At 52.6% G+C, this 16185-nt stretch carries 10 protein-coding genes; 9 read left to right on the top strand and 1 reads right to left on the bottom strand.

Annotated elements, in window-relative coordinates:
* The first annotated feature begins 36 nt into the window (after positions 1–36).
* The 3 genes from AC0YNZ_RS03855 (at position 37) to AC0YNZ_RS03845 (ending at position 6680) form a co-directional block, all read left to right on the top strand.
* Positions 37–2910 carry an ABC transporter permease gene (locus tag AC0YNZ_RS03855; RefSeq protein ID WP_475825342.1) on the top strand — a complete coding sequence of 958 codons (2874 nt, stop codon included), beginning with the start codon at positions 37–39 and terminating at the stop codon, positions 2908–2910.
* A 3-nt stretch (positions 2911–2913) separates the two neighbouring features.
* Positions 2914–3807: an ABC transporter ATP-binding protein gene (locus tag AC0YNZ_RS03850; RefSeq protein WP_475825341.1), complete on the top strand. Its 894-nt coding sequence runs from the start codon at positions 2914–2916 to the stop codon at positions 3805–3807.
* Between the two features lie 194 nt (positions 3808–4001).
* A complete protein-coding gene (locus AC0YNZ_RS03845; protein WP_475825340.1) occupies positions 4002–6680 on the top strand; it encodes an endo-1,4-beta-xylanase in 2679 nt (892 codons plus the stop codon).
* Positions 6681–6829: 149 nt separating this feature from the next.
* On the opposite strand, the gene AC0YNZ_RS03840 is transcribed toward AC0YNZ_RS03845, so the two are convergent.
* On the bottom strand, positions 6830–7591 hold the full coding sequence (locus AC0YNZ_RS03840) for a response regulator transcription factor (RefSeq protein WP_475825339.1): 762 nt from the start codon (positions 7589–7591) through the stop codon (positions 6830–6832).
* A gap of 279 nt (positions 7592–7870) precedes the next feature.
* Between AC0YNZ_RS03840 and AC0YNZ_RS03835 the strand changes: the two genes are divergently transcribed.
* The 6 genes from AC0YNZ_RS03835 to AC0YNZ_RS03810 all read left to right on the top strand — a co-directional run bounded on the left by AC0YNZ_RS03835 (position 7871) and on the right by AC0YNZ_RS03810 (position 16177).
* Positions 7871–9244 carry an ABC transporter substrate-binding protein gene (locus tag AC0YNZ_RS03835; protein WP_475825338.1) on the top strand — a complete coding sequence of 458 codons (1374 nt, stop codon included), beginning with the start codon at positions 7871–7873 and terminating at the stop codon, positions 9242–9244.
* A 99-nt stretch (positions 9245–9343) separates the two neighbouring features.
* The gene (locus AC0YNZ_RS03830) at positions 9344–12238 is read left to right on the top strand and encodes an extracellular solute-binding protein (RefSeq protein ID WP_475825337.1); all 2895 of its coding nucleotides are present in this window, start codon (positions 9344–9346) and stop codon (positions 12236–12238) included.
* A 17-nt stretch (positions 12239–12255) separates the two neighbouring features.
* The gene (locus AC0YNZ_RS03825) at positions 12256–13212 is read left to right on the top strand and encodes a carbohydrate ABC transporter permease (RefSeq protein WP_475825336.1); all 957 of its coding nucleotides are present in this window, start codon (positions 12256–12258) and stop codon (positions 13210–13212) included.
* Positions 13213–13229: 17 nt separating this feature from the next.
* Positions 13230–14090: a carbohydrate ABC transporter permease gene (locus tag AC0YNZ_RS03820; RefSeq protein ID WP_475825508.1), complete on the top strand. Its 861-nt coding sequence runs from the start codon at positions 13230–13232 to the stop codon at positions 14088–14090.
* A gap of 16 nt (positions 14091–14106) precedes the next feature.
* Positions 14107–15558: a hypothetical protein gene (locus AC0YNZ_RS03815; RefSeq protein ID WP_475825334.1), complete on the top strand. Its 1452-nt coding sequence runs from the start codon at positions 14107–14109 to the stop codon at positions 15556–15558.
* Positions 15551–16177, top strand: coding sequence for a Yip1 family protein (locus AC0YNZ_RS03810; RefSeq protein ID WP_475825332.1), 627 nt, complete (start codon positions 15551–15553; stop codon positions 16175–16177). Before AC0YNZ_RS03815 ends, AC0YNZ_RS03810 begins: the two co-directional genes overlap by 8 nt.
* The last annotated feature ends 8 nt before the right edge of the window (positions 16178–16185 follow it).

Below are 16185 nucleotides of genomic sequence, written 5' to 3'. Positions count from 1 at the left end.
GCCCGGATTGTCCGGGCGCAAGAATGGGGTGTACGTATGGCATTATGGACGATGATCCTCCGCAAAATGGCAAAAAACAAATGGCTGCAGCTGAATCTGTGGTTTGGCCTTACCGTATGCGTGGCCCTGTTCAGCTCCATGCCGCTCTATTCCGAAGCCATCCTGCAGCGGACATTGTTGAAGGAGCTCCAGCTGGTACAGAGTCAGAGCGCCGTTTACCCGGGGTTCGTCCGGATCGGTACGACCGTTTCTTCATCAAAGATGGACAAGGAGACGGCGGAGGCGATTGCGCGGGCTGACCGGTTCGTGCAGACGATTCCAGGCCGGACGGGACTCGCGGCGCTGTCGTTCTACCAGCAGCGGTTCACGCAAAAAATGAAGGTGTACGGCGCCGACGCTTCGGAGCAGGAGAAGCAGTCGCAGAAAACGGCGGGCAGCTTTAAATCCTTGTCCGATATGGAGAAGCGCGTAAGACTGATCGACGGCCGGATGCCGGTTGACCGAACGGACGGCGTCTTCGAAGCGCTCGTGACGCAGAAATTTCTGTTTGCGACGAAACGGGATTTAGGGGAAGAACTGGTCGCAGAATCGCCGGAAGGGGACAGGCAACGCTTCCGCGTCGTACCGGTCGGCGTCATCGAGACCGATCCGGACGCTGACCCGTATCTGCCGTATTTGACGACGGAGGTCGAAGACGGCTTCATCATCCCGTTCAAGCAGTTCGAGCGGGAATTTACGAAAGGCGGCAAAGCGAGGCTAACCGACCTGGATTGGCGCTTCGCCCTGAATTATAAACAGTTGAACGTCGACAATATTGGCCAATTCACCGATACCAATACGGGCATCCGGCGCTATTTCCGGGGACGGCTCGGGGTGGAGGAGGTTAACGTCCCGGCGATCGAGACGGTCGCATCTTATCAGGGAAAACAAGCGAAGCTCGACGTTATGATGTTGTCCCTCTATTCTCCGGTTATGCTGATGCTGGCTTTCTATTTGTATATGGCCGCCAATCTCATTATTGAACGGCAAAAGACGGAGATTTCCGTTCTCCGTAGCCGTGGAGCCAGCCGACTGCAGATCATGACGGCATACACGCTGGAGAGCCTGTTTCTCGGACTGAGCGCGCTGGCCGTTGGACCGTTCCTCGGCGTTTCATTCACCAAGGTGCTTGGCGCCTCGGGCGGCTTCCTGGAATTCGTCCAGCGTTCGGCGCTTGAAGTCAGCCTGACCAGCGCCGCCTATAAGGTGGCGGCGATTGCGGTGGGCGTGGCGATCGTACTTATTCTGATTCCGGCTTTCCTGGCGACAAGGACGAGCATCGTGAGCCATAAGCAGCAGATGGCGCGTTTGACCAAAATGTCGTTCTGGCACAAGACTGGGCTCGATATCATTCTCGTCAGTCTGGCGGTCTATCTTCTGTACAATTTCAACAAACGGCAGGAGGATCTGAAGCGGCTGGCGCTCGATTCGGACGCCTTGCAGCTTGATCCCCTGCTGTTCCTGATGCCGGCGCTGTTCGCGCTCGGCGGCGGTCTGCTGGTGCTTCGCGTGTACCCGTGGTTCATCCGCCTCATATACTCTGCAGGCCGCAGATGGTGGTCGCCGGCGCTTTACAATACGCTGGTTCAAATCAGCCGCTCGTCCGGGCAGTATTTGACCATCAAGGTTTTTCTGATCATGACGGTCGCAACCGGCCTCTTCAGCGCGAATGCAGCCCGGACGATCAATGACAACATAGAGAGCAAGATCCAGTACGCCGTCGGCGCTGACATCGCGCTGACAACGCGGTGGGAGAGTGATGCGCCGCCTCCGCTGCTATCCGGCTCCCCGCAGCAGTCGCAGACCGATGCGGGATTTGAGGAAACGAGGAGGATCCAATATACCGAGCCGCCAATTCAGCCGTTTCAGGAGCTGGAAGGAGTAGAAGCGATCGCCAAAGTGTTCAAGAAGGAAAAGGTCAGATTCAGTGCAGGCGGCAGCGGTAAGACCGGCGAGACCTCGCTAATCGGTATCGATACGATGGATTTCGGAAAGTCGGCCTGGATGAAGAACGGGCTGCTCGAATACCCCATCAACAGCTATTTGAATCTGATGGCGCCGAATCCGAAAGCGGTGCTGATCTCTCGCTCGCTCGCAGATGCGGCAAAGATCAAGCCGGGCGATCCGATGCTTATCTCCTGGGACGGTCTCGACCAGGTACAATTTACCGTCTACGGCATTATCGACTACTGGCCGAGCTGGAATCCGCTTCCGGCCGGCGAGTCGAAAGACGGGCAGGCCGCGGAGCCTCATCTGATCGTCGGCCATCTGGGCACGATCCAGAACCGGCTTGCGGTTGAACCCTATGAGGTATGGCTTAAGTTGAAGGATGGCGTTTCCAGCCAGCTCGTTTACGACCAATTGGCAGAGAGAAAGGTGCCGGTCACCAGCCTTCGCGACGCGAAACAGGAGCTGATCCTGTCCAAGAACGATCCATTCCGGCTGGCGATCAACGGCGTCATGACGCTGGGCTTCGTGATCTCCATGCTGATCAGCTTCTTCGGCTTCTTGCTCTACTGGGTGCTGACCCTGTCGGGAAGGACGCTCCAATACGGGGTGCTGAGGGCCATGGGCATTCCATTCCAACAGATTATCGGCATGCTCGTCAGCGAGCAGCTGTTTACCTCAGGAGCAGCTGTCATCATCGGCGTGATTATCGGCAACTTGATTAGCGAAATGTTTGTTCCCCTGTTCGAATTGTCGTTCCAGACCACCGAGCAGGTGCCGCCGTTCGAGATCACCTATCAGCTCAGCGATTATGTCCAGCTTTACAGCATCGTCGGGATCATGCTGACGATCGGCCTGCTGATTCTCGGCTGCCGCCTGTCGCGGACCCGGATTGCCCAAGCGCTGAAGCTGGGAGAGGAGTAACCTATGATTCAATGTGAAGGACTCGTCAAAATCTATAAAACGGCGGATCTCGAGGTCGTCGCCTTGCAAGGGCTCGATATGAAGGTCGAAGACGGCGAGCTGATGGCCATCATCGGCAATTCCGGCAGCGGCAAGTCAACGCTGCTCAACATGCTGGGCGGACTGGACAAGCCGTCCGCCGGCAAGCTGCTTGTGGACGGCAAGGATCTGCTGACGTTTGGCGAGAAGGATCTGGTGAAGTACAAGCGGGATACGGTCGGGTTCGTATGGCAGAACAATGCGCGCAACCTGATCCCGTACCTGACCGCACGGGAGAATGTCGAGCTGCCGATGCTGCTGCGCGGCAACCGCCGCCGGGCGCGTGCGATCGAGCTGCTGGAAGCGGTGGGACTCGGCAACCGGATGATGAACCGGCTAAGCGAGCTCTCCGGCGGGGAGCAGCAGCGGGTGGCGATCGCCATCGCCCTTGCGAACGAGCCGCGGCTGCTGCTCGCCGATGAGCCGACTGGCTCGCTGGACACGAATACGTCCAATCAGGTGCTGGATCTGTTCCGTTCGCTGAACCGGACGATCGGCATTACGATTGTCATCGTCACGCACGATCCGCTGCTGGCGCGCAAGGTGGACCGAGTCGTCCAAATCCGTGACGGCAAGACGTCTGCGGAGATGATCCGCCGGGTCTCGTATGCGGAAGAGCTTGCGCTGCTGGACGAAGAGAGCGCCCGGCACGGGGCTGAGAGCCATATTGAGTATGCCGTTGTCGATAAGGCGGGCCGGCTGCAGATTCCGGCCGGCTACCTCGACCTGGAAGGCTTCAAGAACAGCGACAAAGTGCGCGTAGAGATGGAGGATGGCCGCATCATTCTTTACCCGCCGGAGGCCCGGAAGACGGGCTAACGCCCGCTTGGCGTTCGGCGGCATCACGACGCATTAAAGTTTTATCGGGTGAAGGTGATTACCCGACCCCGACCATTTGAGAGAAAACGAAGGAGTGGCGAACACCAAGATCGACAGAAGCTGATGATGCCATGCGAAACGTCCCCGAAAGGGGCGTTTTTATGGAATATAAATTTCTAAGGCGAGGTGTATTGATGAAGACAGATCTACTGAAACGCAGCATTTCAAAGGTAATGGCCGCCATGCTTGTATTTATGTCCTTAACGCTGGTCCCGTTGCCGAAGGTTTCTTATGCGGAGGAGCCGTTATCGGTTTCCACCGACTTCGAGGACGGAACGACGCAGGGCTGGTACGGCCGCGGCGGCAATGAAATATTGACGGTCTCCGCCCCGGCAGCCTATTCGGGGGCATACGGCCTTCAAGTGACGGGAAGAACGCAAGGCTGGAACGGCCCGCAGCGCGATTTGACATCGTTTATGCAGACCGGCAGCAACTACGTGATTTCCGCCTGGATTCGCCTGCCCGCAGGGACGGCCGATGCTCCCGTATCGATGTTGGTCCAGCGGACGACAGAAGGTACGGCCTATTATGAGCAGGTCACGGCCAAAACGGCAAACGAAAACGGCTGGGTGAAGCTGTCGGGCGAGTACAAGCTGCTCCATCCTGCAGAGAACATTGCCGTTTATTTCGAATCGTTTGACAACCCGACGCTTGCTTTTTATATGGATGATTTCCGGATTGATCAGGCTCCGGATCCGGTTCCGGTCGAAATTGAACAGGATATACCGAATTTAAAGGATGTATTTGCCGACCAATTTCTCCTCGGATCTTCCTTGCTTGTGGGTGAGATCGAAGATCCCGAAGGGCCGGATGCGCAACTGCTTAATAAGCATTTCAACAGCCTGACGGCAGGCAACGAGCTGAAATGGGACGCCACCGAGCCGGTTGAAGGCCAGTTCGACTTTACGCGTGCGGATAAAATCGTCGATTTCGCCGTGGAGAACGGTATCGCAGCCCGTGGCCATACGTTGATCTGGCATTCGCAGACGCCGAACTGGGTGTTCTACGACGAGAATGGCAATCTGGCAAGCAAGGAGTTGCTGTTTGCGCGGATGAAGAGGCATATCGACGAGGTCGTCGGCCGTTACAAAGGAAAAATTTATGCTTGGGACGTCGTGAACGAGGTCATCGAGCCTGGCGATCAGCAGCCGAATGGCCTGCGAAACAGCCTCTGGTACCAAATCGCGGGGGAGGAATTCATCGAGAAGGCGTTTGAATACGCGCATGCGGCGGACCCCGACGCGAAGCTGTTCATCAACGACTACAACACCCATATTCCCGATAAGCGGCAATTCTTGTACGATTTAATTGCGCGTCTGCAGGCTAAGGGCATACCAGTGCAGGGCATCGGACATCAGACGCACATCGGCATTGAGTACCCGGCAGTGCAGGAGCTTGATGATATGCTCCAGGCTTTCCGCGATCTTGGCATCGAACAGCAGATTACCGAGCTGGACATGAGCATTTATACGGATGATTCCCAATCCTACGAGACGTTCCCGCTCGAGCTGCAGATTAAGCAAGCGAACCGTTACAAGGCTATATTCGACGTGTTCAAGAAGCATTCGGATCAAATCACAGCAGTCATCTTCTGGGGCAAGGATGATTTGAACACCTGGCTCCGGACCTTCCCGGTCACGCGTAATAACTGGCCGTTGCTGTTTGATGAAAGGCTTCAGGCGAAATACGCGTACTGGGCACTCGTAGATCCGACCAAGGTGCCGGTCGAAACGAAAGCGGAGAAGGCTGCCGCCGGCAGCGTGAAGGTCGACGGCAATATGGACATAGCGTGGAATTGGGCAAAATCGGTTTCGATTCCGAAGGCTGGCGGTGAAACCGCAGCGGCCTTTAAGACGCTGTGGAGCGCGGGACGTCTGCATGTATGGATCGACGTGCACGATACGACTGTGAGCGACAATGATGCGGTCGAGATTTTTATCGACGGCAATAACGGTAAAACGGATACGTACGAGACGGACGACAAGAAATATACGTTCCGGCGCAGCGGGGTGATCACGGATAAGCAGGCCAAGTACAAAGCGGTCAAAACCGGAACCGGCTATCGGATCGAAGTGTCGATTCCGGTGAACGATGCGGCGCTCGGCAAAACGATTGGCTTCGATGTGCGTATCGTAGACCGCTCCGGCGATGCGGTGACGAAGACGTCGTGGAACGACATCCACAATGGTCAGGATACCGATACGACCAGGTTCGGCGTTCTGACACTCATCGAGGGCCCACGCACGGCAAAGGCTGTGAAGGGAACGCCAGTCATCGATGGAAGCATTGATGCGGTGTGGAGCGGTGCGAAAGAGCTTGTAACCGACCGCTGGGTGCTAGGATCGTCCGGTTCAACTGCAAAAGTACGGACGCTCTGGGACGGCAGCCGCTTGTACGTGCTGGCCGAGGTGACCGATTCGCTGCTGACGAAACGCAGCGCCAATGTATGGGAGCAGGATTCGGTAGAAATTTTCGTCGATCAGAACAATGCGAGGACCAGCTCTTACGATTCGGACGACGGGCAATTCCGGATTAATTTTGACAACGAACACTCCGTCAGCCCGGCATCATCAAGCGGCAAGCTGCTCTCCGCTGCGCAGCGCACGGCTGCCGGCTACGTAATTGAAGCGTCCATCGCCTGGACGGGCACGCCGCCGAAGGCTGGCAGTCTGACCGGCTTTGACGTACAGGTCAACAACGACGAGAATGACGACGGGGTTCGCGACAGCGTCGCCATCTGGAACGATTCGTCGGGCTTGTCGTGGATGAACATGTCCGGAATCGGGATTCTGGAGCTTGAGGGATCGAATTAATGCGAATGCTTCAATAAGGATTGAAATAAAAGGATTGAAATAAAACGGCCGCATGCTTCGAATCGAAGCATGCGGCTTTTTCCATAACTGATTAATTTAAGTATTCATCGTACGAATTAACTTATGCCGTTACCGTAAGAAATTACTGATTATGCCGTAATCGAGTACATCTTCCTATATTCGTTAGCGCTTACACCGGTATACGTTTTGAATTTTTTATAAAACCAGTCCATTTCGGTGTATCCGATCTCGTTAGCAATTTCATAAACCTTCATATCGGTATGCTCGAGCAAGGACTTGGCTTTCTCCATGCGCTGTTGAAGCAGGTATTCGTTGAAGGTCATGTTCTCGTGATATTTGAATTTTTGTCCCAGGTAAGAGCAGTTAAAGTGCAATATATTGGATATTTCTTTCAAGGTGATATTCTGATGCAAAGCTTCCTCCACATATACCTTCACTTTATCGATAACGTTGGCCTGCGGGGTAGAATCATTTTCGGATAAGGACAATGAATGCGCATAATGATCCGCTTGCAGGGCGGAATCGAGCTTCCGTTTAACGTTCTGCAAGCTTGCCGTTAATTCATAGGCCGACAAGGGATCGGGCAAATAGTCACTGACTTGATAGTGCATCGCCTTTCTTGCAAGCTGGAAGTCCTTGCCCCCGCCGATGAGAATAATCGGTACGCGGCTTTTGCTGCGGATCTGGCCGCACAGCTCCAGCCCGTCTTCGTGAGCGCCATTCATATTGATCGCGATAAGCGAGAAACGCTGCTTGGCGAATAAAGATATGGCGGCTGCGGAAGCGTCGGCATATCCTTCCAAGGCAAAGCCTATACTGTTCCAATCAAGCGTATAGCGTGTCTTATCTCCTGGATGAGTATCCAGATCGACAAACAGTACCTTATACACAATGCTTACCTCCCATTGTATTCGCGGCACGCCGGACCCCCTCATGCCTGCAAAAGATTACGCTTTCATTATGTAAAATACACGAATGATTAACAATGTGCTTTTCTTTATATCGCTAGCAGTTCTTTACTACTTGTCATTCTTTGTAGTTTCGAAGTCGAAATGTCGGCTCTCAACCTATAATTAGACGGGTGGAAAAGCTCGTTTTCGACAGGTTGTTGCTGCAAAATGTAAGCGCTAAACTTTGATTGTGTTCACAAATCATAAGGGGGATTAAGTATGCGGATTCGCAAAATGATGATTCTGTTATGCGCATTGGTTCTGGTTCTCACAGCATGCAGCAGCGGTTCTAACAGCGGCACCAATGCCGGCACCAACAAGGGAAACAACGCCGGAACGAACAGCGGCGCGACCGAGACGCCGGACAATAACAATGCGGAGGAAGTGTCCGGCACGCCGGAGATGGATTTCGACATGGGCGGCAGAACGATCAAAATCGTATCGTGGTGGGATATGACGATTCCGGAAGACAATCCGGACAATATTCAACGCAAGAAAAACCTGGAAGCCTTGATGAAGAAGCATAATTTCAAAGTGGAATATATTGCTATCGATTACGGCGAATACCAGCAGAAAGTCACCGCTTCCTTGCTGGCGGGCGAGCCGATCGGCGATATTGTCCGACTGGGCAAAACGTACACGGTTCCAACGCTTGTGAAGCAAGATCTGTTGTGGCCGATCGACGAGTATACGAAGAACCCTAGGGCTTTCAACCAGAAGGTCACGAATGAATATTACACGTATGAGGGCAGAGGCTATGGATTCTCCGAAGGCCAGGCCAATCTCGTTCAAGGTATTTTCTATAACCGCACGCTTATGAATCAACTTGGCGTGAAAGCGCTTCAAGACTATGTGAACGAAGACAACTGGAATTGGGAAACGTTCATTCAAGTTGCCAAAGAGGCTAACAAGGATACGAATAACGACGGCAAGCTGGATACATGGGGGCTAGCAAATCCATCGCTTCTAGATCACGCTCTGTATTCCAACAATACGGGCATCACCAAAGGAGATAAGCAAAATCTGGACGATCCTGCGACGCTTGATGCGCTTAATTTCGTTTCCCGCTTGGCAACCGAGCAAGTAGCCAGACCGACGGAGGGCGGCGATTGGACGGAGCCTGGACAATTCTTCCGTCAAGGCAACACGCTGATGTATGCAGGCGCTCTGTGGGAGCTTGGCGGCTTCCAGACGGATATGCCCGATTATGAGCTCGGTTTCATTCCGTTTCCGAAGGGACCGAATGCTACGACCTATCATTCCGCCGAAGCGCTCTTCCAAGCTTTGACGATTCCGAAATCGGTCGAGCATCCGGAGCAGCTTATGTATATATGGGAAAAGATTAACGATATCGATTCCATGTACGATTATCCGGATCAGGGCTGGTATGAGACTTTGTTTACAAATGAGGATGACATCAACAATGCCAAGATGGTTGCGCCTAACATGATTGTCCTCGACCACAATACGTTCCCGAATCTGAAATTCTATGATTTCGTCGGCGAGCTGAACAGCGGGGTTTCGGTATCCACCGTCGTCGAGAAATATAAGTCGGCGTTCCAGGCGGCGATTGACGAAGTGTTTGGCTCGTAACATTTAATAGCGATTGCCTTGCAGTCCCCATTTAGAAATTTTCTACAATGGGGACTGCTATTGGAATTAAATACTTCTTGCTGCAGGAGGGGAGAAAAGTTGAACTTCAGAAAGAAGAACAATGTCATTATCATACTAGTTCTCGCCATACTGGTATCGTCGATTTGGGCTTTTTACCCTTCGGATTCGTCGGATAACAGCCGCGCCATGGCAATGGCGGATTTCACCGCCGTTACGGCATCGGCAGGAGAAGACAGCTATGATGCGTATTTGAATAGCCACTCGGCTGCGGAGAGGCCGGGAGAGGTCATCCGTATCGAGGGCGAGAGCTTCTCGGGAACGACCGGCGACGGATTCGAAATCTCGGATCGCTTGGAAGGGCTGGACGGAAAAGCGGTAATCACGCCGGAAACCGGGGCAATCCGCTGGGATGTGCAAGTAGAGAATGCAGGTCTGTACAATGTAAGGATTCATTATTTGCCGATTGAAGGCAAGAGTTCTGCAATTGAAAGGCAATTTGCCATTAATGAGAAAATCCCTTTTAAGGGCGCAGACATCCTTTTATTTGACCGGGTTTGGGGAAATCGGCAGGAAGAGATCGAGAAAGACGATCGCGGCAACGAAATTCGTCCTAGACAGGTGGAGAAGCCGGCATGGCAGCTCGCCGCTTTTACCGATCGCAACGGTTATTATGACGAGCCTTATTCCTTTTATTTCGAGAGCGGTCAGCAATCGATTTCCTTGACGGCCTTAAGGGAACCGATGGCGATTGATTATATTGAGCTGTACCAGGACCAGGCATTGAAGACGTACCAGGATTTGAAGAGCGAGTATGAGGCCGATGGAATCAAGCCCGTCCAGGATCAGTATATTCTCATCCAAGCGGAAGATGCCGTTTCCAAGTCTTCGCCTACCTTGTATCCGCTATCAGACAGATCGAGTCCAACCGTTGTTCCGTACGACGTATCGAAGCTCAGAATCAATACGATCGGCGGATTGAACTGGAAGCTCCCCGGACAGTGGATCGAGTGGGAGTTCGAGACCTTGGAGGACGGCTTGTATCAGATCGCGCTCAAGCAGAAGCAGGATCAGCTGCGCGGCGTCTACGCCACGCGAAGCTTTACGATCGACGGACAAGTGCCGTTCCAGGAAATGAAGCGTCTTCGCTTTAATTTCGACATGGATTGGAAGATGAACGTGCTCGGCGGAGACGAGCCGTACCTGTTCCACTTGACGAAGGGGACGCATCGCATTCGCATGATGGTCTCGCTTGGCGACATCGCGCCGCTGCTGCGAACGATCGAATCGAGCGTGCTGCAGCTGAACGAAATGTACAGAAAAATACTGATGATCACATCGAATACACCGGATCCGTTCCGCGATTATCAATTGGAGAAGCGGATTCCGGATATGGTCAAGACTTTCGAGGAACAAGCCGTCATCATCCAGAGCGTGGCCGATTATTTGGAGCAATCGACGGGGGAGCTAAGCGACAAGGTGGCCGTTCTTCATACGATGGTCGGTCAATTGAAAGAAATGGCGGAAAGTCCGGAGACGGTCGGCAACCGCCTGAACGCGTTCAAAGTCAACGTCGGCGGTCTCGGCACATGGATTCTTACCGTGCGCGAGCAGCCGCTTGCCCTTGATTATCTGATCGTATCCTCGCCTGACCATAAGCTTCCTAGAGCGGAAGCGACGTTCTTCGAGGAGGCCAAGCATGAGCTTGGCGCATACTTTGCCTCCTATTCCGAGGATTACGACAGCATCGGCAATACGAGCGGGAAGCAAGACAGCAAGATCACGGTTTGGATCACAACGGGCCGCGATCAAGCGCAAGTGCTCAAGAGCTTGATCGATGACTCTTTTACACCGGAATCGAATATCGCGGTAGACCTGAGGCTCGTGCCGGGCAACATCCTTCTGCCGGCTACACTGGCCAGCGAAGGGCCTGACGTCGCCATGCAGATCGGCGAAGACGTTCCCGTGAACTACGCCATGAGGGACGCCGCGGCGGATTTGACGCAATTTGCCGATTTCGATGAAGTCGCATCCCGTTTCCATGACAGCGGACTCGTTCCGTATAAGTACGATGATGGCGTCTATGCTCTGCCGGAGCAGCAGTCGTTCCCGATGCTGTTCTATCGCAAAGACATTCTTGAGGAGCTTGGCCTTACGCCGCCAAAGACATGGCAGGATATCTATAATATGATATCTGTTCTTCAGAAGCATAACATGGAATTTTGGCTGCCGATCGAGGCTACGAACGCGAGTCTTGTTCCGAACGCGACCTTCTCCATGCTGCTCTACCAGAACGGCGGCGAGTTTTATCGGGACGGCGATAAGAAGAGCGCGCTCGATACCGATACGTCCATGGAAATGTTCAAAAAGTGGACGCAATTTTATACGAGCTACAAATTCCCGGTGCTGGCGGATTTCCCTAACCGGTTCCGTACGGGCGAGATGCCGATCGGCATCGCGGATTACACGACGTACAACATGCTGACGGTTATGGCGCCGGAAATCAAAGGCCTTTGGGATTTTACCCTAGTCCCAGGCACGGAGAAGGAAGGCGGAACTGTGAATCACGAGGTGGCCAGCCATACGACAGGCGTCATGATGATGGAAAACGCCGATAACAAAGATGCAGCATGGGCGTTCATGAAATGGTGGACCAGCAAGGATACGCAGATCGCGTACGGACGCGAGATGGAAGGCCTGATGGGCGAAGCGGCGCGCTATCCGACGGCTAACGTCGAAGCGCTTCAGGAATTGCCTTGGCCGGTTAAGGATTACAAGAATTTGGCGAGCCAGTGGGAGTGGGTCAGAGGCATTCCGCAAGTACCGGGCGGCTACTTCACCGGTCGGCATCTGGACAATGCCTTCCGCAAAGTCGTCAACGCGAGCGAGAACGCTCGGGAAGCATTGAACGATTACGTGCTGTACATTAACGACGAAATCGAGATCAAGCGGAAAGAATTCAAATTACCGTATTAGTTTGGGGGTGGAATCCATTGCAAGCCGAAACAACCAGTCAAGCCGTGCCTAACCTTATCCATCCGAAGAAAAAATCGAGATTGGCCCATGTGTGGACGGAGCTGAAGAAGAACAAGCATTACTATATTCTGATGAGCCCGTATATGCTTATTTTCTTTACCTTTACGGTCATTCCGGTCGTCTTCTCGCTCATTCTTAGCTTCTTTTATTTCAACATGCTCGAATTCCCGCGGTTCGTCGGATGGCAGAACTACTCGAGACTGTTTCTGAACGACGACATCTTCATGATTGCTCTGAAGAACACGTTTATGTTTGCAGTGATTACCGGACCGGTCAGCTACATTGCCTGTTTTATTTTTGCATGGATTATCAATGAGCTGTCGCCGAAGGTAAGGGCATTCATGACGTTGATTTTTTATGCACCGGCGATTTCGGGGAACGTATTTTTTATTTGGCTAATCGTATTCTCCGGCGACCGGTACGGCTACTTGAACGGTTTCTTGATTAAATTCGGATTTATATTGGAACCGATCCAATGGCTGACGAATGAGAAGTATATTCTCGCCATCGTCATCATCGTGCAGCTCTGGCTTAGCCTTGGAACCAGCTTCCTGGCTTTTATCGCAGGCCTGCAGACGATTGACAGGTCATTGATCGAAGCGGGAGCGGTAGACGGAATCAAGAACCGTTGGCAGGAGCTGTGGTTCATCACGCTTCCTTCGATGAGACCCCAGCTGCTGTTCGGCGCCGTCTTGCAAATTACGGGATCGCTGGCTGTTGCCGACATTACGGTCGCGCTCGCGGGCTTCCCGAGCGTTAACTATGCAGCGCATACGATCGTTACGCACCTGATGGACTATGGAACGATTCGATTCGAGATGGGCTACGCGTCCGCTATCGCAACCGTGCTCTTCGGCATTATGATCGGAACGAACATGGTGACGCAAAAAATGCTCAGAAGGGTAGGTGAGTGACGTTGGTCGTTAAATTGATGGCGGCTTTCCGAACGCCTAAGAGGCTGAACCGTTCTTTTACCGTCAGCTTCATCCTGTTCGCGTTTCTATCCGTGTTCGGCGCCTTCATGGCGCTGCCGTTGCTCTATGCGGTGAACAATGCCTTTAAGCCGCTTGACGAATTGTTCATCTTTCCTCCGCGTTTCTTTGTGAACAATCCGACGATGGATAATTTCTACGACCTGGTAGCGTTGATGGGCAATTCCTGGGTACCGCTGACCCGCTATTTCGCCAATACTGTGCTTATTACGGTGATCGGGACTGCCGGACATATATTGCTTGCTTCTGCGGCGGCATATCCGCTGGCGAAATATCAATTTCTAGGCTCGAAGACGTTGTTCTCAATCGTCGTGCTGTCCTTAATGTTCTCGGGACATGTCACGGCCATTCCGAACTATATGGTCATGTCTTGGCTTGGTTGGATCAACACCCATGCTTCGATTATTGTGCCGTCGCTCGCCTTTCCGTTAGGGCTGTTCCTGATGAAGCAATTCATGGAGCAAATTCCGACGGCCCTGCTGGAAGCGGCTAAGATTGATGGAGCGAACGAATACCGGATTTATTGGACGATCGTCATGCCGAATGTAAAACCCGCATGGCTGACGCTCATGATATTGCAGTTCCCTGCGTTATGGGGAACCGATGGGGGCAGCTTCATCTACAGCGAGAACTTAAAGACGCTTCATTATGCGCTTGGCCAGATTACGGCGGGGGGGATTGCCCGCGCTGGCGTCGGAGCGGCAGTAGCGCTGATTCTGATGATTGTTCCGATCACGCTCTTCGTCATCTCGCAGAGCAGTGTCATTCAGACGATGGCGACCTCCGGGATGAAAGAGTAGAAGGGGGACTTGCACGATGTTCAAGAGCAAATCAAAACTTAGAGTATATCTTCTCACGGTGCTTTGTTGCTTGTTTGGCTTAAACGCGGGAGGAACTCTAGCGCATGCTGAGGCTTCCTATAATTATTCCGTCTGGGGTGAAACCGTCGTAACGCCGTCCGCATACGAAGCGACGACCCTGTTGAACGGCACTGGCCTAGGGGTAGGGGCGTTCAACAATCCAAGCGATCTCCATGTCACGGCGGACAATGAAATTTACGTGCTGGATACCGGTAATAACCGGATCGTTGTACTGGACCGGCAATATCGGAAGGTCGCCGTTATCGATTCCTTCGATCACAACGGGCAAGCGGATACGTTTCTTAATCCGCAAGGCATCTTCGTAACGGAACAGAAGCATGTGGTGGTAGCCGATACGGGCCATAAACGCGTCGTTCATCTCGACCAAAATCATCAATTGGTGAAAATTGTCGAGAAACCCGAGTCCGAGCTGCTGCAAGACAACTTCGATTTTCAGCCGGTTCGGGTCGTCATGGACAAGGCGCAGCGGATTTATGTCATGGTGGTAGGCGTATTCGACGGCTTAATGGAATTTAACACAGAAGGGGCGTTCACGTCATTCATCGGTGCGAATCGCGTTATGGTCGATCCGGTCGAGTTGTTCTGGAAGAGGCTGTCAACGAAGGCGCAGCGAAGCCAGATGATTATGTTTACGCCAACGGAATTTACGAACCTGGATATTAACGACGAAGGATTCATATACGCGACGAGCGGGGAATTTGGCGACAATATCCGGAAGCTGAATGCGCAGGGCAGCGATATTTTGCGGAGAACCGGTTACTTCAAACCGCAAGGAGACATTCGCTACACAGACGCAATCGGGCCATCCAGGCTTATCGATATCGATATCACGGACAGCGAGATTTATTCCGTCCTCGATTCGAAGAGAGGCCGGATCTTCACTTACAACGGCGACGGCCACTTCATGTACGTGTTCGGAGGGATGGGTAACCAGCTCGGAGAATTCAACACACCGGCCGCCATTGAACGGGTAGGGGACGATATCCTAGTTCTGGACAAGGCGTTCGGCGAGATCACGGTATTTCAAACGACGGAATACGGCCGGACCCTAAATGATGCGGTCAGAAGCTACTACAGAGGCGAAGAGGAAAAGGCGTTTCGGCTTTATGAACAGACCATTAACATGAATGCGAACCTGGATTTCGCTTATTCCGGCATCGGCAAGGCGATTCTTCGGCAAGGCGATTACGACGAGGCGATGCGGTATTTCAAGCAAAGCCTGGATCAAGGCAACTATTCGAAGGCATTCCTGCTCTATCGCAAGCAAGTGCTGAGAGAACACTTCGGCACGATTATGACCGTGATTATTGCGTTAGCCGCCATCGCCCTGCTTATAAGAGCATACCGGAAACTGACGGATAGAAAGAGGGGCGTTTTGATTGAATAGAGAGATCATTAAATACCCGTTTTACTTCATCATGCATCCTTTTAACGGCTATTGGGATCTGAAATACGAACGAAGCAAGAAAATGAACCTGATTCTATCCTTCGCGATCTTGCTGCTGCTGATCTTAACCAATGTCCTGAGCAGCCAGTACAGCGGGTTTCTGGTTAATATCTATAATCCCGACGACATGAACAGCCTTATGGAAATCACGTACGTGATCGTGCCGGTCCTGTTCTGGTGCGTGGCCAATTGGTCGCTGACGACGCTGATGGACGGAGAAGGGAAGTTTGTCGAAATATTCACTTCGACCTGCTTTGCGCTCATCCCGATGGTCATCATTAACTTTCCATGGATTTGGTTAAGCAACGTCATTTCGATGCAAGAGACGACTTTTTACTATTTTTGCAGCAGCTTTGCCGTCTTATGGTCCATGTACTTGTTGTTTGTCGGGAATATGACCGTGCACCAATTCACGCCGAGCAAGACGATCGGGACTATCCTGCTGACGATTGTGGCAATGGGATTCATGGCTTTCATCTGTTTATTGTTCTTTAGCCTGATCCAACAAATTATGTCTTTCATCTCCGGAATTTATCAAGAAATCGTCATGAGGAACTAGGGAAGGAG

Source organism: Paenibacillus sp. J2L1-98 (assembly GCF_056269405.1).
The sequence above is the reverse complement of the archived record's forward strand: the minus strand, read 5'-3'. Positions and strand labels throughout refer to the sequence as shown.

Bases quoted from the DNA above. Each gene is read 5' to 3' on its own strand.
- AC0YNZ_RS03855 (WP_475825342.1), top strand. From the start codon at position 37: ATGGCATTATGGACGATGATCCTCCGCAAAATGGCAAAAAACAAATGG.
- AC0YNZ_RS03850 (WP_475825341.1), top strand. From the start codon at position 2,914: ATGATTCAATGTGAAGGACTCGTCAAAATCTATAAAACGGCGGATCTC.
- AC0YNZ_RS03845 (WP_475825340.1), top strand. From the start codon at position 4,002: ATGAAGACAGATCTACTGAAACGCAGCATTTCAAAGGTAATGGCCGCC.
- AC0YNZ_RS03835 (WP_475825338.1), top strand. From the start codon at position 7,871: ATGCGGATTCGCAAAATGATGATTCTGTTATGCGCATTGGTTCTGGTT.
- AC0YNZ_RS03820 (WP_475825508.1), top strand. From the start codon at position 13,230: ATGGCGGCTTTCCGAACGCCTAAGAGGCTGAACCGTTCTTTTACCGTC.
- AC0YNZ_RS03815 (WP_475825334.1), top strand. From the start codon at position 14,107: ATGTTCAAGAGCAAATCAAAACTTAGAGTATATCTTCTCACGGTGCTT.